The organism is Denitrificimonas caeni (genome assembly GCF_027498055.1).
GTDB lineage: Bacteria > Pseudomonadota > Gammaproteobacteria > Pseudomonadales > Pseudomonadaceae > Denitrificimonas.
Map to the genome: position 1 here is coordinate 296,607 of NZ_CP114976.1, position 19,567 is coordinate 316,173.

At 49.3% G+C, this 19,567-nt stretch carries 14 protein-coding genes; 9 read left to right on the plus strand and 5 right to left on the minus strand.

Annotated elements, in window-relative coordinates; all coding sequences use genetic code 11:
* Positions 1-9 precede the first annotated feature (9 nt).
* Together mscK and O6P33_RS01500 are read right to left on the minus strand one after the other, a co-directional pair.
* On the minus strand, positions 10-3,309 hold the full coding sequence (mscK, locus tag O6P33_RS01495; protein ID WP_269818489.1) for a mechanosensitive channel MscK: 3,300 nt from the start codon (positions 3,307-3,309) through the stop codon (positions 10-12).
* Between the two features lie 72 nt (positions 3,310-3,381).
* Positions 3,382-5,124 carry a potassium/proton antiporter gene (locus O6P33_RS01500; protein WP_269818490.1) on the minus strand — a complete coding sequence of 581 codons (1,743 nt, stop codon included), beginning with the start codon at positions 5,122-5,124 and terminating at the stop codon, positions 3,382-3,384.
* Between the two features lie 187 nt (positions 5,125-5,311).
* On the opposite strand from O6P33_RS01500, the gene O6P33_RS01505 reads away from it, so the two are divergent.
* The 3 genes from O6P33_RS01505 to yegQ all read left to right on the plus strand — a co-directional run bounded on the left by O6P33_RS01505 (position 5,312) and on the right by yegQ (position 8,891).
* Positions 5,312-5,779 (plus strand): YiiD C-terminal domain-containing protein, encoded by a 468-nt coding sequence (locus O6P33_RS01505; protein ID WP_269818491.1) that lies wholly within the window; start codon positions 5,312-5,314, stop codon positions 5,777-5,779.
* A gap of 304 nt (positions 5,780-6,083) precedes the next feature.
* On the plus strand, positions 6,084-7,220 hold the full coding sequence (locus O6P33_RS01510) for an NAD(P)/FAD-dependent oxidoreductase (protein WP_269819441.1): 1,137 nt from the start codon (positions 6,084-6,086) through the stop codon (positions 7,218-7,220).
* A 282-nt stretch (positions 7,221-7,502) separates the two neighbouring features.
* A complete protein-coding gene (gene yegQ, locus O6P33_RS01515) occupies positions 7,503-8,891 on the plus strand; it encodes a tRNA 5-hydroxyuridine modification protein YegQ (RefSeq protein ID WP_269818492.1) in 1,389 nt (462 codons plus the stop codon).
* A 42-nt stretch (positions 8,892-8,933) separates the two neighbouring features.
* On the opposite strand, the gene O6P33_RS01520 is transcribed toward yegQ, so the two are convergent.
* Positions 8,934-11,789: a putative bifunctional diguanylate cyclase/phosphodiesterase gene (locus tag O6P33_RS01520; RefSeq protein WP_269818493.1), complete on the minus strand. Its 2,856-nt coding sequence runs from the start codon at positions 11,787-11,789 to the stop codon at positions 8,934-8,936.
* Between the two features lie 262 nt (positions 11,790-12,051).
* Between O6P33_RS01520 and uvrD the strand changes: the two genes are divergently transcribed.
* From uvrD to O6P33_RS01540, 4 genes are all read left to right on the plus strand, one after another.
* A complete protein-coding gene (uvrD, locus tag O6P33_RS01525; RefSeq protein WP_269818494.1) occupies positions 12,052-14,265 on the plus strand; it encodes a DNA helicase II in 2,214 nt (737 codons plus the stop codon).
* A 178-nt stretch (positions 14,266-14,443) separates the two neighbouring features.
* Positions 14,444-15,283 carry a Tim44 domain-containing protein gene (locus O6P33_RS01530; protein WP_269818495.1) on the plus strand — a complete coding sequence of 280 codons (840 nt, stop codon included), beginning with the start codon at positions 14,444-14,446 and terminating at the stop codon, positions 15,281-15,283.
* 73 nt (positions 15,284-15,356) lie between these two features.
* Positions 15,357-15,764: an SMI1/KNR4 family protein gene (locus tag O6P33_RS01535; RefSeq protein WP_269818496.1), complete on the plus strand. Its 408-nt coding sequence runs from the start codon at positions 15,357-15,359 to the stop codon at positions 15,762-15,764.
* A gap of 75 nt (positions 15,765-15,839) precedes the next feature.
* Entirely contained in the window at positions 15,840-16,316 is a 477-nt protein-coding gene (locus O6P33_RS01540) for an acyl-CoA thioesterase (protein ID WP_269818497.1), read from the plus strand.
* Between the two features lie 82 nt (positions 16,317-16,398).
* Here the strand turns inward: O6P33_RS01540 and O6P33_RS01545 are convergent, their stop codons facing one another.
* Complete coding sequence (locus O6P33_RS01545; RefSeq protein WP_269818498.1) at positions 16,399-16,710, minus strand: hypothetical protein; 312 nt, start codon at positions 16,708-16,710, stop codon at positions 16,399-16,401.
* Between the two features lie 375 nt (positions 16,711-17,085).
* Positions 17,086-17,424 (minus strand): P-II family nitrogen regulator, encoded by a 339-nt coding sequence (glnK, locus tag O6P33_RS01550; RefSeq protein ID WP_269818499.1) that lies wholly within the window; start codon positions 17,422-17,424, stop codon positions 17,086-17,088.
* A 281-nt stretch (positions 17,425-17,705) separates the two neighbouring features.
* On the opposite strand from glnK, the gene O6P33_RS01555 reads away from it, so the two are divergent.
* Complete coding sequence (locus O6P33_RS01555; protein WP_269818501.1) at positions 17,706-17,978, plus strand: accessory factor UbiK family protein; 273 nt, start codon at positions 17,706-17,708, stop codon at positions 17,976-17,978.
* A gap of 48 nt (positions 17,979-18,026) precedes the next feature.
* A complete protein-coding gene (locus O6P33_RS01560; RefSeq protein WP_269818502.1) occupies positions 18,027-19,523 on the plus strand; it encodes a YifB family Mg chelatase-like AAA ATPase in 1,497 nt (498 codons plus the stop codon).
* Positions 19,524-19,567: the final 44 nt, after the last annotated feature.

The window sequence follows — 19,567 nt, forward strand, 5'->3', positions numbered from 1 at the left end:
GCACAGTGATTAAACTGACGGTGCTTGATTAGTGGTAAGCGGGTTGCGCGTGGTCTGCAGTAACTGTCGCTCATCACCCTGACGGTTTTTCAGGGTGACATCCAACTGGTTAAAGGCCATATCAATGTGGTGCTCTCGGAAACTTAACACAATGCGCTGCAGTACCTCATCAATCGACGGGTTGCGATCAGACAGCTCACTCACATGGTAACGCAACTCATGCTCAAAAATGCTCGGTGTCACTTGTAAAAATAACACTAAAGGCTCTGGATCACGCATCACCCGTGGGTTTTCTTGCATGGCTTGAATCATCAGCTTACGCGCTAAATCCATATCGGCGTCATAAGCAATACCAATTTTAATTACCACACGCGTTACCGTATCACTTAACGACCAGTTCACTAGCTGATCGGTAACAAACACCTTATTGGGTACAATTATTTCTTTGCGGTCAAAGTCAGTAATGGTGGTGGCACGAATGCGAATACGGCTAACCGTGCCAGATAAATTGCCAATAGTCACCACGTCACCAATGCGCACAGGCCGCTCAAATAAGATAATTAAGCCGGAAACAAAGTTGGCGAATATTTCTTGTAAGCCAAAACCTAAACCCACAGATAATGCCGCGACCAGCCACTGCAGCTTATCCCAACTCACCCCTAAGACCGATAAGGTCGCAACAAAACCTGTGGCAGAAATCGTATACGACAGCAAAGTTGTGGTCGCATACGCTGTGCCTTGCGCCAGTTTGAGGCGAGATAAAAACAACACCTCCAGCAAACCCGGTAAGTTACGCGCCAGCATAATGGCGATAACAATAATAGCGCCAGCATCCAGCACGTCACGCAGACTAATGGGCACGATAGCACCCACACTGCTGATATTTTCATACAGCGTGACATTGTCTAAGTATGTAAATAAAGACAATAAGTCTGACCAAACCCAATACAAACTGACGACAAACACACCCAATAACACCAAGCGTGCTAAACGCAGAGATTGGTCATTGATCTGTGAAATATCCAACACCATATCGTCGGTGGCAACCTCACCTTCCACGCCATCTTTAGGTTGATTCTGTCGAGCATCTTGCGCGCGCTGCCAAGCTAAACGGCGTGCCGCTAAAGCCAAACCGCGAACAACCATAGCCTCAAGCAAAATCCAAATCAGCACCAAAGATAACGTATTGATTAGGCGCTCACTGAGTTTCAGTGCGGTGTAGTAATAGCCAGAAACCAAAGCCACAGTAAAGAGGAAAGGCAGCAGTACCACCACCAAACCAATTAAACGGCGCAATAGTGAGGTGCTTTCAAAGCTATAACGATGAAAAACCAAACGTGCCATCAGCCACGTCAGTGACAACAGGCAGCCCATCAATAAGATAATGCCGACCACATCTTCACTTAAAGCCGCTGGTTGCCCTTGGGCAACAGTCACCACTGCACTCAGTAATAAGGCCGTTAAACCCAGCGCACGGATCTTGGGCTGTAAAAAAGCCACCTGCGCCCGTGGCCAGCGAAAATGCATGATCGCCATTCCGTTAGGCGCTAAAATTCGATACATGCAATAAAATACCAACCAAACCTGCGCCATAGCTAACAAGGCATCGCCAATTTCTAAGACGCTGCCTTGGCCACCCACCGATAAGGCCAAACCAAAGCTGGCCAACGCCAACGCACCTGGCGCGGCTAACAGCAGATTTAAAAACAGCGCCCGTGGCGTGTGCATCTGACTGTCTTTGCGAAAGTGACCAATATCTGCATGCAAATCACGCAACGCTTGGATGATTTTTGGCCGCTTCCAGAGCATCACAAACATAAAGACAAATAACGGTGTAAACCACCAAATACGCTTGACCAAGGACTGCCAAACCAGACTTGTCTCATTCCCCCAAAGCACCGAAGTAAACTGATACTTAAGCCGATCTGGTGCAGCTTTGATCCAGTCCCAGTCCAAAGGTTTATTACTGGGTATCCAGAACATTTGCTCATCAAGGGTGGTGCGCAGCGCTGCCGTCATACTTTGCAGTTGTTTTTGATTGAGCTGCAGAGTAATCGACTCACTTAAATAAGCATTGAGTTCGCGGTTTAAGCGATCCAGTAAATCCGCCCGTGAACGGACTAAATCCAGCAAGCTGGAGCGTAATGCAATTTGCTCATCACTGGACGGGGTATCTCTTAACACCCGCTCCACGTACTCATCCGAGCGGCTGACGGTATCGCGCAATTGGCGTAACTCAAATTGATACAAGCGCGTATCAGCTATTTGATCGGCCAAACTGCGGTCAAAGCTCAATTGCGGCAAGGCTTGCTTTTGCTCATATAGGATTTTCGCCAAGAGCAAACTGCCCTGTAACACGCTGATTTGCTCTTCCAAGGCTTGATCAGTTTGCTGCACGCTATCGAGCTGCTGGCGAACCAGCAAGTTGCGTTGAGTCAGCTGATTACGACGCTCGGTAATCGTTAGTAGGTAATCGGATAGTTTTAAATTTAAGTTACTTTCACGCAACAATAAGCTGTCAGTCCCAGCTTTACTCACCTCCAAGGACAGCTCTGCAACAGTTTTTTCAGAATCCGCTTGGCGCTTTTGATTCAACAAAGACTGCAAGGCGAGGATGTCTTGTTCCTGACGATTGACTTGGCTGAGCAATAGATCACGGCGACTGCTGCCCAGTTCCTGCAACACGCTATTGCCCGATAACTCAGCACGGCGTAAGTTGCTTTTACTTTCTAAGGCCAAGAGCTCGGCTTTCAGCGCGTAGTTCTTTTCACTACTGGACAGTTTGCTATCGTCTTTAACCGTTTTCAGTAAGTTATTAATTTTTTGAATGCGAGTTTGGTTGCTACTGATTTCTGCTTGGGCACGCTCAGGACGGGTTTGCGCGGTGACAATTAAAGCATTGGCATCATTTAAGTCTTTTTGTAACTCGCGAAGTTTGAGGTTGTGCTCAGCCAGCAAGTCTTCCAGCTCTTTAACTGAAGCCTTGGCCAGATGTTGGCTCGGATCAGCTTGAGTTGACGCCAGTAGGCGCTGCAAATCGTTCTGCGCTGCGCTAATCTGTTGCGGCGCAGCAGCCAGCTGCTCTTGGAGTTTTTTCTGCGCTTGCTCAGTGCGCTCAACAATGTCGAGCCAAGCCAAAGTCTGCTCCAAGGCTTGCTGTACTGCTTGCTGTTCAGCTTCTGGTAGCTTGCGAGTGGGCAAGTCAGTTAGGGCTTGGCGCACATCCTGAGGATTGAGGGCGATACTATTGGCGCTCACTGGGAAACCGACAAGGCAAGCGATTAACAGCAACAACACTCTAAACTTCATAAGCCAGCAACCTTTTTAAGTAGCAATAAGTCCTAAATGACCCGCAATGTCGTTTGATCAGACGTGCATATTTTAAAACAACGGTAACTCGGGACGTTTTCCTTCGGGAAATTTCAAACCAACTTTACTGACTTTATGGCCGTCCATTAATGCCACTGTCCAAGTCAATCCTTGCCACTCCAGATGGTCACCCAAGACTGCTTCACCGGCCACAGCATTCGTCATAAATTCGGCGAGGGTCATTTTCGGATCTAAATCATCCAGTTTTAAACCGTACACATCAGCCACAGCGCCCAGTTGCGCATCCCCCTCCAGCACAAAGTCACCAAAGAAGCGCATATCTAAACCTCGTTGCGGCGCTTTGCTGAATAAGCGTCCCAGTGCCGGCAGATCATCTTCACAGCCAATAACACATAGAAAGTCATCCGCTTCTAGGCGCGTACTGCCGCTGGGGTGCAACAATTGATTATTACGAAACAATGCCGCAATTCGAGTCCCGGCAGGCATGTTAAGTTCACGCAACTGCGCGCCAATACACCATTTTTGACTGCTTAAACTATAAACAAATAGCTCCCAATGACTGGTGGGATGCATTTCCAAACCTACCCGTGAAATGGGCGCGGGCGCTGGTGGTAAGTCCACTTTAGCTTTACGGGCCGCCCAAGACAAAGTTGAGCCTTGCAGTAATAACGACACCAAAACAATAAAGAAAGCCACGTTAAAAAACAGTTGCGCATTCGGCAGGCCGGCAACCAGCGGGAATACCGCCAAGACCACAGGTACCGCACCACGCAAGCCAATCCAGGAAATAAACATGCGTTCGCGCAGGCTAAAACCACGGAACGGCAACAAGCCAAGAAAAACCGATAAGGGACGAGCAAACAAAATCATCCAAAGTGAGAGCAATAAAGCCGGCACGGCAATGGGTAAAAGCTCGTGAGGCGTTAGCAACAAGCCTAAAACCAAGAACATGCCAATCTGGCTGAGCCAAGCCAAGCCATCAAACATATGCAAAATACTGTGACGACTACGGATTGGGCTATTACCCAGCACCATACCGCACACATAGACTGCTAAAATACCACTGCCGCCTACTTCGCCAGAAAAAGCGTAGATCATAATACTGCCGCTAACAGCTAAAAGCGGATAGAGCCCACCCTCAACTTGAATGCGATTGATGACCTGTAATAAGAACCAACCACCACCCAAACCTAACACTATGCCCAAACCAAACTGGCGAGCTAAACTGCTAAAGAACTCTAAGCTAAAGCTGGTTTCTCCGGCCACCAACATGGCAATTAAAGTGACCGTGAGGAACATCGCCATAGGGTCATTACTGCCAGACTCAATTTCGAGGGTAGAGCCAACCCGTTCGTTGAGCCCTTTACCATTGAGCAGGTTAAAGACCGCAGCCGCATCAGTGGAGCCAACAATGGCACCAATCAATAAGCCTTCTAAGAGCGTGAGATTAAACAGCCAAGCGGCAGCTACACCGGTTAAAGCAGCGGTAAGCAATACGCCAAAGGTGGCCAAAGATAAGGCTGGCCAAAGCGCTACGCGGAAGGTTGCGACCCGTGTGCGCATTCCGCCATCGAGCAAAATTACCGCAAGGGCAAGGTTACTGACGAGGTAAGTCAGGGTGTAGTCATCGTAAGCAATACCACCGACGCCATCGGTGCCGGCTACCATACCCACACCCATGAAAATAACCAAAATGGGAATGCCGATGCGTGATGAGATGGCGCTGACCAGAATACTGATAACAACTAATAAACCACCAACAAAAAATATACTATTGGTTGCTACAGAATCCACAAGCGCCTCTCCTTTATAATCACAAAGCTATTCCACATCTTTTTTATTCTAACCTGTAGATGGCTATTAATTTGAAAAATCTTATATTTGTTTACGGCTAGTCGTTAAAGATTCACATTTTCGGCAAAATACTCAGCAAGCCAGCGTTTTTTCTCATTTTTATGGTCATTTTCTCAGCGAGGTTGTCATGCCCAGCACATCGAGCCACAGTGCCTGCCAACATCTGGCGCAGGTTTTCGCCAGTGATATTCCCTTAACTTCAGCACTAGCTATTGAGGTGCGCAACTGGCAAAACCATTGCTTGCAGTTGCATTTGCCTCTACCAGAAAACCGTAACCATCAAGAGTCTATGTTTGGCGGTAGTTTGTACTGTGCTGGTGTCTTAGCCAGTTGGGGCTGGTTGCACTTACGTTTACGTGAGATGGGTATAAATACCACACATATCGTTGTACAGGCAGGGCAAATTGATTATCCGTTGCCGGTTTTAGCTGATGCCAAGGTTATCTGCTCTGCGCCAGATCAAGCTATTTGGACGCGCTTTATTAAGATGTACCAACGCCACGGTAAGGCACGTATTCGCTTAGACAGTCGCATTTTAACCCACGACGGCCAAGATGGCGCTTGCTTTACTGGGCAATTTGTCTTGCATAGCTAAATATTAAACTTCAGCTTGTAGGTGTTTTTATAGCGAGGTGCTGCGGGCCGGGAGCGCGGGCCGCTGACCCGCAATTGCAAACGCAAACGCAAACGCCACAACCATGCAACCCATGCCGCATATTACGAACAATTCCAATATTGACTACCGCTTTTATGCGGACGAGCCGCCCGTGCCCCCAAAGACTCCTGACGATTGTTGCCTACGTGAAGGGTAAAGCCGCTAAACTTCAGCTTTGATTTTTAAACTTCAGGTTGTATTCATTGTGGATGTAATAATTATTGGTGCCGGTGCTGCTGGATTAATGTGCGCGTTAACTGCCGCGCAGCGTGGTCGTAAAGTTTTAGTAATTGATCATGCCAATAAAGCTGGCAAAAAAATCCTCATGTCGGGTGGTGGGCGCTGCAACTTCACCAACATGTACACCGAGCCGGATAATTTTCTCTCCAACAACCCTCATTTTTGCAAATCAGCACTGGCCCGTTATACCCAGTGGGACTTTCTCGAAATGGTCCAGCGCCACCAAGTGCCGTATCACGAGAAAAAACTTGGCCAACTTTTTTGCGATAACAAAGCCAGTGACATCCTCGAGATGCTACTGAAAGAATGCGCAGATGCCGGTGCCACCATCCAACTCAACACCCCAGTCACTCATATTCAAGCTAAAAACAGCGGCTTCACTCTGCAGTGCAACAAAAAAACCTTGCACTGCCAATCCTTAGTCATTGCCAGCGGTGGCTTATCCATTCCAACTTTGGGCGCGACGGGCTTTGGCTATCAAGTCGCGGAACAGTTTGGCCATACTATTCTGCCCACCCGCGCCGGCTTAGTGCCCTTCACCATCACTGATCCACAACTCAAAGAACTTTGCAGCGCCTTATCTGGCACCTCCATTGCTGATTGCGTAGTGCAATGCAACGGCCAAAGCTTTAAAGAAGACCTGCTGTTTACTCATCGCGGCCTTAGTGGCCCAGTGATTTTACAGATTTCCTCTTATTGGCAACCGGGCGACAGTATAGCGATTGATTTACTCAGCGACCGTGATGCCAGCGCTTGGCTGTTAGAGCAACAAGCACAGCACCCCAATACGGAACTGAAAACCCTACTGAGCGAGTGCTTCACCCGCAAAATGGCGCAACTCCTCTGCGAGCACTGGTTTAGCAGCACACCACTTAAGCAATACAACGCCAAGCAGCTCAGCGCGATTGCTGAGAAATTGAACAATTGGCAGCTAACCCCTTCAGGCACCGAAGGCTATCGCACCGCAGAAGTCACTTTGGGTGGGGTTGATACCCAAGAAGTCTCGTCCAAAACCATGCAGTCGCAAAAACAAGAGAACCTTTACTTTATCGGCGAAGTACTCGATGTTAGCGGCCATTTAGGCGGCTTTAACTTCCAGTGGGCCTGGGCCAGTGGCCATGCCGCCGGCTCAGTAGTCTAGGCTATTGGCATCGCTTGGTAGCGTAGCTCGCTACTACTGGCGCGGCCCAAGCGCTTAAGAACAACACAGCCAACCAGCAGCACACAACCCAACTTCACGACAAACCCCTGTCGCCCATAAATGAACCACCTACGGATAGCTCCAGCAGGTGTAATTTGGGGTCAATCAAGACCGCGCGCAAAGTCCGACACATTTACTTGGTTATTAATTGCCCAGGGTACTACGCTGCTCAGTTAATGGCTGTTAGAATAGCTCAGTATTTTTATTTTCTTGAGTTTTACTATGTCGACCCCCTTTCGTCCTGAGCTGCTGTCACCCGCTGGCACCTTAAAAAACATGCGTTATGCTTTTGCCTATGGCGCTGATGCGGTCTATGCCGGACAGCCGCGCTATAGCTTACGCGTGCGTAATAACGAGTTTAACCACGCCAACCTAGCGCTGGGTATTAAAGAAGCACACGCCCAAGGCAAACAGTTTTATGTGGTGGTGAACATCTCACCGCACAACGCCAAACTAAAAACCTTTCTCAAAGACTTAGAGCCTGTGGTGGCTATGGGCCCTGATGCGCTGATTATGTCGGATCCCGGTCTAATCATGATGGTGCGTGAGCATTTCCCGCAGATGAACATTCACCTGTCAGTGCAAGCCAACGCAGTCAACTATGCCAGCGTAAAGTTTTGGCATAACCAAGGCTTAACCCGTGCCATCTTATCCCGCGAACTGTCATTGGATGAAATTGAACAAATTCGCCATGAAGTACCAGAAATGGAACTGGAAGTATTTGTGCATGGTGCGTTATGCATGGCCTACTCCGGTCGTTGCTTGCTGTCGGGCTACATCAATAAGCGCGACCCGAACCAAGGGACCTGCACCAACGCCTGCCGCTGGGAATACAAAACCCACGAAGGCAAAGAAAATGAACTGGGCGATATCGTGCATAAGTACGAGCCGATTGCTGCGGTGCAACAGGTCGATCCAGCGCTGATGCAAGCCGTTGAGCCGATCCTCGGGGTTGGTGCACCAACCGATGAAGTCTTCCTCTTAGAAGAAGCCGGACGTCCGGGTGAGTATATGTCCGTCTCTGAAGATGAGCACGGCACTTATATTATGAACTCGAAAGATTTACGTGCCGTACAACACGTCGAGCGCATGGTGCAGATGGGTTTACACTCATTGAAAATCGAAGGTCGCACCAAGTCCCATTACTATGTCGCGCGCACTGCTCAAGTCTACCGTAAAGCCATTGATGATGCGGTGGCTGGTCGTCCTTTTGATAAGTCGTTGATGGACACCTTGGAGTCTCTGGCGCACCGTGGTTATACCGAAGGTTTCCTGCGTCGCCACGTGCACGATGAATACCAAAACTACGAGTACGGCTACTCCATCTCTGATCGTCAGCAGTTTGTTGGTGAAATGACCGGTGAGCGTCGCGGTGATTTAGCCGAAGTAATCGTCAAAAACCGTTTTGCGTTAGACGATTCCATTGAGCTTATGACGCCACAGGGCAATATGACCTTTGACCTCAAGCACATTGAAGATCAAAAAGGTAAAGGCCGCTCTGATGCGCCCGGTGACGGCCATGTGCTGTATATTCCGATACCTGAGAACGTCAATCTAGAGCATGCACTACTGATGCGTAACCTCACCAGCGGCAACACCCGCGGCGCATAATCAAGCCCCCGGAAAACACTGAGTCTTACTTGTACAGATCAATTAAGACTCAGTTGCAGCGGCGGTGTGAGCCAGCAAGAACTCGGTAAACTGCTCAGCGGCAACCGGACGGCAAATGAGATAGCCTTGCACTTCATCACATAAATTGGCGTGTAAGAAATCCATTTGCGCTTGAGTCTCTACCCCTTCAGCAACCACTAATAAGTTTAAGCCATGTGCCATCGCAATAATGGCGCGAGTAATGGCCGCATCCTCATGGTTTTCAGCCACATCGCGAATAAAGCTCTGATCAATTTTCACGCTATTGGCGGGAAAACGCTTTAAATAACTCAGCGATGAGTAACCTGTACCAAAATCATCGATAGCCAGGTGCACACCCAACTCTCGCAACTGTTTAAAGGTAGCGATAATGCTTTCGGCGTTCTCTAGCATCTGGCTTTCAGTCAGCTCAAGCTCCAACAAATAAGCCGGTAAACCGGTTTTCTTCAGCACATCCTGCACTAAAGTAACCAAGTTACCTTGGCGCACATGGCTAACAGATAAGTTCACTGAAACGCGAATGGGCATACCTTGCTGTAGCCACAGTAACGCCTGCTCACAGGCCTGTTGCAGCATCATCTCACTGATCACACCAATAAGGCCGGTTTCTTCTGCTAATGGAATAAATTCACCTGGCGATACCAAGCCGCGCTGCGGATGATTCCAGCGCACCAGCGCTTCTGCCGAACGCACTACACCATCAGACAGCGTCAGCTTAGGCTGGTAGTAGGCTTGTAACTGCCCTTCCTCAATAGCTCGTCGCAATTGTTGCTCAAGCTGCAAGCGCTCTAAGGTGCTGGCTTGCAGTTGGTTATTATAAAACTGGAAAGTATCCCCACCCAAATGCTTCGCTTGCTGCATGGCCATATTGGCCTGACTAATCAGTGCTGCCGGTGTTCTAGCATTATCCGGTAACACACTGATACCCAAAGAGGCACTAATGATCAGCTCATTGCCCGCCACAGTAATGGGTTCTCGGATATTGGCCAAGATAGCCGCGGCCAGTTTTTTCAAGCTCGTAATAGATACACTGTCATCTAAAATCACTGCGAACTCATTACCACCGAGGCGTGCCACAGTATCAGCAGCGGGCAACTGCTCAGTTAAGCGCAAACTAATTGCCCGTAGCACTTGGTCGGCAATTTCAACACCCAAGCTATCATTCAGAACTTTAAAACGATCTAAATCAATATGCATTAAGGCCATGCAGCCATCATGTTTACGCGCGTGTTCTACTGCTTGTTGCAAGCGTTGTTGGAATAGGGTGCGATTGGATAACTCGGTTAATTCATCATACTGCGTCAAATAGCTTAAACGCTCTTCAGTCTGGCGCCGTTCAGTTAGGTCAGTGAAAAACCCTACAATATGCGTTGCCTTGCCATCGTCATCACGCACCATATGCGCTTGCAACCATTGCGGGTAAATTTCCCCGCTCTTGCGCACCCCCAAGGCCTCGCCTTGCCAAGAGCCATGTTCTTTTATAGCGGCACGAATCAATTGGTATTGCTCGCGTAACTCAGCATTGTGCTGATTGACTAAGCCGGCGTAGCCCACAACATCTTCGCGGCTATAGCCGGTCACGGCACTGTAAGCTTTATTAATCGCCAAGATAATGAACTGCGAATCCATCACCACGATACTTTCAGTGCCGGCATCAAACACTTTTGAGGCTAACCACAGCTCTTCGTCATGTTGCTTTTGGGCACTGATATCACGGCGTGTGCCCAGCATACGCAGGACATAACCCGTGGCATCGCGCTCAACTGCACGGCCACGGTCCTCAATCCAGACCCAGTGACCAGCGCTGTGTTTTACTCGGTATTCAACAATATAACTTTCGGTTTTCTGCTTCATATGCTCAAGCATAGCGGTGCGCAAGACCGGTAAATCATCGGGGTGCAATAAGGGCCGCAAGTCACTTAAGACGCCACGCACCTGCTCATGCTCCAAGCCAAAAATACTTTTAACTCGAGTGTGATGAATTTCATCTGTTGCTAAGTTCCAATCCCAAAGCGCTAACTGACTGGCATCTAAAGCCAGTTCTAATCGTTCTTGGATTTTCTCTAAAGCCAGCAAAGCTTCTTTAAGCTCCGTGGTCCGCTCCTGCACACTGTGCTCAAGCCCAGCCTGCACAGTAAGCAGCTGCTGTTCGGCAATTTGCTTGCCCGCAATCTCCTGCGTGAGCTCAAGATTTAAAGCCTCAGTTTTATATTGCGCGGCCTGCAAGGTGCAAATCAGCTCTTGGTTTTTCAAGCGTTGCTGAGTTGTTTGCAAGATCAGACGGTTCACTTGGAGCACTGCTGCAGTAATAGCTAGCAAGCACATGAGCACTAACATACCCAAGCTCTGCAACACTTCAGTGTCACCGCTTAAGTAAACCCAAGCAATGGGTAAAAAACCAAATAAGACGTACCAAACAAACAGCAAGAAACTCACCGCATAAGCGATGCTGGTTGAAGCAGCCACCAACGATAACAAACCTAGCAGCAATAACTGCAAGGTAAACTCTTCCCCAGGAATAAATAAAATAGCAAACGACGATAGCACTGCGCCGCAAGCACAAGCGCCAGCCAAGAGCAGATAACGCCAAATAGGTAAGATCTGCTGCTGCGCTGTAGCCCGCTCAAAAAAAGTAGCGGCCAACAAACGCGCTGCAGTTAAACTAGCGGTGACCAAGAGCCAGACTAAAGCTAACGCAAAGTTAGCACTGTCCTGTAGCAGCCAAACGCACGCCATCGAACACAAGACGGTTAGCAAAGAAGGCGCATATGAATTGCGATAAATCACTTGCACGCTATCGGCATCCAGCTGCCACCAAACCGATGGCGACAGGCTACTGAGCTGCTTTTTTTTACCCATTAACATTTTTTATTATTATCTCGCACAATAATCTGCACTTAATCCGCGATGATGCCAGTTGAGTCATCAAACCAGCTAAAACAACCCTGAGCCAACTGCTTATGGGCGGCTAACATTAAAGGCATTGCCCCTCTAACCACAAGCCCTAGATGTATAATACATAAAGCAGAACTGATAAACCTGCCCTCTGCGACTTAGGACCAGTGCATTTATAACCAGTATTGTGTTTGCCCTTACTCAGCGCGCCAACTAGAATACGCTGATGCATGATGATATCTCACACTTATTAAACGCCCTCAACGAAGCCCAGCGTGAAGCTGTGGCTGCGCCCATTGGTCAACAGCGGGTTTTAGCCGGCGCTGGTTCAGGCAAAACACGGGTGTTAGTCCACCGTATTGCTTGGCTGATTCAAGTTGAAGGGGCTTCCCCGCACAGTATTTTATCGGTGACTTTTACCAATAAAGCCGCTGCCGAAATGCGCCTGCGTATTGAAGAGCTGCTGGGCATGAACCCAGCGGGCATGTGGGTGGGCACTTTCCACGGTTTAGCCCACCGCTTACTGCGTGCTCACTGGCAAGAAGCAGGTTTAGCTGAAGGTTTTAGCATTCTCGATGGCGATGACCAACAGCGCTTATTAAAGCGGGTAATGCGCGAACTCAATCTAGACGAAAAACGCTGGCCAGTGCGTCAAGCGCAGTGGTTTATTAATGGCCAAAAAGACGAAGGCCTGCGCCCGCAGCATATTCAAGCCGGTGGCGATTTGTTTTTAGCCACCATGCTGCAAATTTATACGGCCTACGAAGAAGCCTGCGCTCGCGCTGGGGCCATTGATTTTGCTGAGCTATTGCTGCGTGCCTTGGATCTCTGGCGCGACAACCCAAGCTTATTGCAGCATTACCAACAGCGCTTTAAGCATGTGTTGGTAGACGAGTTTCAAGACACTAACGCCGTGCAATATGCTTGGTTACGCCTGCTCGCCCAAGGCGGCAAAAGCCTGATGGTAGTGGGCGATGATGACCAATCCATTTATGGCTGGCGCGGCGCCAAAATTGAGAACATCCAGGAGTTCTCTAACGACTTTGTTAACACGCAAAGCATTCGTTTGGAGCAAAATTACCGCTCCACCGCCACCATTCTTAAAGCTGCCAACGCCTTAATCGACAATAACCAAGGCCGCTTAGGTAAAGAACTGTGGACCGACGGCGCAGAAGGTGAACCAATCCGCTTGTATAGCGCTTATAACGAGCACGATGAAGCCCGTTATATCGTTGAATGTATTGAGCAAGCGCTGCGCAAAGGCGAGCTCAAGCGCAGTGATATTGCCATTTTATACCGCTCCAACGCCCAGTCTCGGGTGCTGGAAGAAGCCTTATTACGCGCCGCAGTACCGTACCGGATTTACGGCGGGCAACGCTTCTTTGAACGCCTCGAAATTAAAAACGCCCTGGCCTATTTGCGTTTGCTGCGCAGCCGCCATGATGACGGCGCCATTGAGCGAGTGATTAATGTGCCCACCCGCGGTATTGGTGAAAAAACCATTGAAACTGTACGCCATGCAGCGCGGGAACATGATCTTTCCCTGTGGGCAGCGATGCACTTGCTGATTGAGCAAAAAACCTTAACCGGCCGCGCCAGTAACGCTCTCAAGGGTTTTATTGAGCTGATTGAAGAGCTGGCTGTGCGCACCCAAGATTGTGATTTGCATGCCATGACGCAAATTACCATTGAGCAATCGGGCTTGCTCACCTATCACCAAGAAGAGAAAGGTGAAAAAGGCCAAGCGCGAGTGGAAAACCTCGAAGAGCTGGTCAGTGCCGCCCGCACCTTTACCAAAGACGGCGATCTCAGTGCCACAGACGGCGAGATTGACGATGATTTACCGCCACTGGTGGCGTTTTTAGATCATGCGGTACTGGAAGCGGGCGACACCCAAGCCGATGAGTTTACTGAAGCCGTGCAACTGATGACCTTGCATAGCGCCAAAGGCCTGGAGTTTCCTATTGTCTTTATCGCCGGTATGGAAGAAGGCTTATTTCCTCACAAGATGAGCCTTGAAGAGCCGGGCCGCTTAGAAGAAGAGCGCCGTTTAGCCTATGTGGGCATTACTCGGGCCATGCAGCAGCTGTATATCACTTGTGCTGAAACCCGCCGCCTATATGGCACTGAAACCTATAACAAGGTTTCGCGTTTTGTTCGCGAGATCCCTGCTGATTTGCTGCAGGAAGTGCGGATGAACAACAGTGTTAGCCGCCCCTACCAAAGCTCGCACCAAGTGCAATCGAGCCCTATGTTTAGTGGTGCGGAAGTTCCAGAAACAGGCTTTAATTTGGGCCAATTGGTGCAGCACGCAGTCTTCGGAGAGGGCGTCATTTTAAACTTTGAAGGCTCTGGTGCCCAAGCGCGCGTGCAAGTCAACTTCGCCAATGAGGGGATCAAATGGCTAATGGTCGCTTACGCTAAGCTTGAGCCACTATAGTACTTAACAGGCATGCCATAAGCTGCTCGCTGGCCGCGGTTAAAATCAAGCTAGAGCTTTATTTTATCGGTAATATAAGCCAGCAACGTATTGGCATCACAGTGTTCACTTTACCGCGGTGCTATGACACTCATAACGCCGCTTAGCTAAACTAACCTGACAATAAAAGAGATATTTTATGCAACGTTTTCTCACAATCGCCTTCGCTCTATTCTTAGGCTTAAGCTTTAGCATTGATGCTGATGCTCGCCGCTTTGGTGGTGGTAAGTCCTTTGGTGGCGGCATGAAACATCGCCAAGCGCAGCAACAGCAAAAACCTGCTCCCCAGCCTAACAAACAAGCGCCAAACGCAGGCGCCAAACCAGCTATGGGCGGCTTTGGCGGTATGCTAATGGGCATGGCTGCCGGTGGTTTATTGGCCTCAATGTTTATGGGTGAAGGTTTTGAAGGCCTAAAAATGATGGACATGCTGATTTTTGGCCTCATTGCTTTCGTCATCTTTAAGCTGATTGCCAGTCGCCGCCGGCAAATGCCGCAAGCAGCCACAGCCGGTGGCCCAGCCATGCAACGTGAAGCCCACCAGCCAGCGCAGAACATTTTTGGCAGCACAGCTTCTGCGGCACCAGCACCAGCCGTTATCAATGCTCCAGCTTGGTTTAATGAAAGCAGTTTTCTGCAAGCGGCGGAAAGTCATTTCAATGCTCTACAGCAACACTGGGATGCCAATGAAATGGAGCTCATTGCTGAGTTTGTTACCCCAGAAATGCTGACCTTCCTAAGCAACGAGCGCAACAGCCTCGGTGATGGCATGCAATCCACTTATATTGACGACCTCAGCGTGCAGTTGGATGGTGTCGATCAAGAAGGCGAGCTGACTATTGCCACCCTAACTTTCCACGGCGTGGCGAAAACTTCGCGCTTTGATCAGGGTGAAGCATTCAGTGAAAGCTGGCGCATGGAGCGCAAAGAGGGTGAGAACCAACCTTGGCTAATCGCTGGTATTCGTCAAAACGCTTAATCAGTAACCCCCTCCTGCAGGCGCATACGCCAGCCTGCAGGCATTCATTCGTTATCTATAGAGCATACCAACCGTGGAAGAAGTCATTGATGAACTACGCGAACGCAATGAGCCAGTGCCGGTGCCGCTGGAATTGCCCGACGAAGAGACTCTAGTAGAGATTCAAGAGCAAATCCTGATTCATCTACCTTATGCTTTGCGCGATTTTTTACTCACAGTCAGCGATGTGGTTTACGGCCATTTAGAGCCAGTTACCGCCAGTGATCCCCATTCACACACCTTCCTGCCTGAGGTTACAGCCACAGCTTGGGATCTTGGCTTGCCACGCTACCTGGTTCCCCTTTGCCATGCGCAGCCACTGTATTACGCCGTAGACGAAGAAGGGGAAGTGTTTGCCTGGAATGCTGACACCCAAGAAATGCTTGAAGAAACGTGGGAAAGCGTTTGGCACTGGGCCCGTGATGTTTGGCTGGAAAGCTAATCTGCTTCAGATTAAGGTATAATTGCTTTTTTAAAAGTGCGCACGCCAGATGCACTAAACAAATAAGAGAGCACTATGCAACCAGGATCTCCAACCCTCACCATGACCGTTTTAATGACCCCGGATAACGCTAACTTTTCGGGTAATGTGCATGGTGGTACCTTACTTAAGTACCTTGATGAAGTGGCTTACGCCTGTGCGAGTCGCTATGCGGGCAGCTACGTGGTGACTTTGTCTGTTGACCAAGTGGCCTTCCGTCAACCCATCCATGTGGGCGAGCTGGTAACCTTCCTCGCCTCAGTTAACTACACCGGCCGCACGTCAATGGAAGTGGGTATTAAAGTCGTTACAGAAAACATCCGCGAAAAACTGGTGAGACACACCAATAGCTGCTTTTTCACTATGGTTGCGATTGACGAGAATGGTAAGACCGTGGAAGTCCCACCATTGGTGCCAAGCACTGAAGATGAGATCAGGCGCTTTGCCAACGCCCAGGAGCGTCGCGCCATACGCCATGAGCTGGCCGAGCGTTACAAAGCACTAAAAGACTAGCGTACAAGCTGAAATGGTCACTGCAACGACCCAGCCGGTGAGATAAACCGCTGGGTCGTTGCACTAATAATTCGCTGCTGACTTAAACGTCAATTTTGTTCTCTACTTCTTGCACCTTGCCACCACGGGCCAAAAACTCTTCCATAGCTTTAGCTAGAGCATCGCGATCCTTTTGCTTGGCTTCCAACGACGGCAAATCCTCAACGCTGCTTGCTGCTTTGCTTTTGCTGCGGGCGATGGGTTCAGCCACATCCGAACCATCATCAACGCTGTCGTCAGCGATATCTTCTACATCCTCGACATCATCCACGTCATCTAGACTGATATCATCCGCATCAAGATCAGCATCATCGTTTGCATCTAACTCTTCTGTTTCTAATTCTTCATCGTACATAGTCAACCTCAAGCCTGCCTTCAGCAAGATAGTTATATTTCTGGCGCCAAACACCTTCAGCACCTAAATTGAGAGCGCATAATAACCAGCAAAGCTGGCTGGTAAGCAAGTACGCGTAGCACAGCCACAGCTGACAACGGACCATTACCTGTTATGCATTGGGCGCGCATTCTAGTGCGATAAAAAGAAAATAACTACGCTATTTGCATACTTTTTTATTATTTTCCGAAACCGCTTGGTTTGGCAGCGCGCTGCGTATAATAAGTCATAAAAAGCACTAAGGCGCAACCCCGCGAAGAGCTGCGCCTTAATTGTATGCAAGCGCGCTGTCTGGCTTAGTATTACAGCTCAGGCAGAACAATACTGTTGCTGATGTTAAATAGCATCTGAGCCAGTTTCACCAGTACGAATACGTACAGCCTGCTCTAGGCTAACCACAAAAATCTTACCATCACCGATTTTACCGGTATTGGCTGCTTTACTGATGGATTCAATGACGCGGTCTAACTGCGCTGCGGCAATGGCCACTTCGATTTTCACCTTAGGTAAGAAATCAACCACATACTCCGCACCACGGTATAACTCTGTGTGACCTTTCTGACGGCCGAAGCCTTTCACTTCAGTGACTGTAATACCTTGTACGCCAATTTCTGATAATGCTTCACGCACATCGTCGAGCTTGAAAGGTTTGATAATGGCGGTAACTAATTTCATACAGTTTCTCCGAGATTAAATGACTTATTATTCAAGTCAATTTCTAACATGCTGAAGCTTAACAGTTGTGCATAAAAGCTGGGCAAATACACCTCTGCAGCCACACAGCCAGTCACACCACAACTACTTATAGCATGCGAGCAAGTATACAAAGACAATACGCTTTTTTGCTACTACTAGAAATTATACGCAAGATTATGCAGTTTCTCTTGGCTTTCATAAACATTCATATTTAAGCTGACGTGCTAAACTGAATCACATCATTGTTAAGGAATGTATTTATGTTACCGCCAAAGGCCTTATTTGACAGCATTAGCACCCAAGCGGGACGCTTACTTGGCAGTGAAAACCCATTACCAAAAGCGGAAATTGAAGCGCAATTAAAAGCACTACTGCAAAGTTCTTTCAGCAAGCTCGATTTAGTCAGCCGTGAAGAGTTTGACAGCCAAATGGTTGTGCTCGCACGCACTCGGGCCCGTCTAGAAGCACTCGAAAGCAAAGTAGCAGCACTGGAAGAACAACTCAGCAGCAATGACCCTGTAAGCAGTGATTAAGCAACTTACCTAACTCAAATAGGTTTTACATAAGATCAAGGAGGATCTATGTCACTCGCCATTATGCACAGCCGCGCCCAAATTGGTGTTGAAGCACCGGCCGTTAGCGTAGAAATTCACCTGACTAACGGCTTACCGTCGCTAACCATTGTTGGCTTACCAGAAACAGCTGTACGTGAAAGTAAAGACCGTGTGCGTAGCGCTATTTTAAACAGCGCCCTAGAGTTTCCACGCAAACGCATCACCCTTAATTTAGCACCAGCGGATCTCCCCAAAGAAGGCGGGCGCTTTGATTTAGCCATTGCCCTAGGCTTACTAGCCGCCAGCGCACAGCTACCCGGTGGTTGTCTGGATGACTTTGAATGTTTGGGTGAGCTGGCTCTCTCAGGCCATGTGCGTCCAGTGCGTGGCGTGCTCCCCGCTGCCTTAGCCGCCCGCGATGCCGGACGCGCATTGGTAGTAGCTTTAGCCAATGCCGAAGAAGCCTGCTTAGCCAGCGGCTTAAAAGTCTATGCCATAGATCATTTACTGGAGCTTGTTGCCCATTTCAACCAGCAAAACACTTTAAAACCCTATCAGTCGCAGGGTTTATTAGCACAACCACCAAGCTACCCCGACTTACTCGAGGTGCAAGGCCAAGATGCAGCCAAGCGTGCTTTGGTGGTCGCCGCGGCCGGCATGCATAATTTGCTTCTCAGTGGGCCACCGGGCACCGGCAAAACTCTTTTGGCCAGCCGCTTACCTGGCCTACTGCCGCCGCTCACGGAGCATGAGGCACTAGAAGTGGCAGCTGTGCAGTCAATGATCAACCTTGAACCACTGCGCAACTTACCGCAGCGGCCTTTTCGCCAACCGCACCACAGTGCTTCCAGTCCAGCCTTAGTCGGCGGTGGCAGCCGCCCACAACCAGGAGAAATCAGCTTAGCTCACCAAGGTATTTTATTTTTAGATGAGCTTCCGGAGTTTGACCGTAAGGTCTTGGAAGTTTTGCGTGAGCCACTCGAGTCCGGCTATATAGTGATTGCCCGAGCCCACAGCAAAGTGCGCTTTCCAGCTCGTTTTCAGCTGGTGGCAGCGATGAACCCTTGTCCCTGTGGGTACTTTGCCGACCCCAATGGGCGCTGTCGCTGTACCCAAGAGCAAGTGCAGCGCTATCGCAACAAGCTCTCGGGGCCGCTGCTGGACCGCATTGACTTACATATTAGCGTGGCCCGTGAAACCACCTCATTGCGTAAACCAAAAACACCGGGACTCAGCTCTGCACAAGCAGTTAGTCAAGTCTGTGCTGCACGGCAGCGCCAACTGCAACGGCAAGGTTGCAGTAACGCGCAATTGGATTTAAATGCCTTACGTCAGCACTGCACTCTTACAGAGGAGGACCGTACCTGGCTCGAGCAAGCCAGCGAGCGTTTAAACTTATCGCTACGGGCCACTCATCGAGTCTTAAAAGTCGCACGGACCTTGGCAGATCTGGCGGCCAGTAGCATGATTTCCCGTGAACACTTAGCTGAAGCCCTGCAATACCGTTTTCACGAGCAGCAATAAACCCATAAGGTGCGCAAACGCTAAGCGCACCTTATCTATCGACA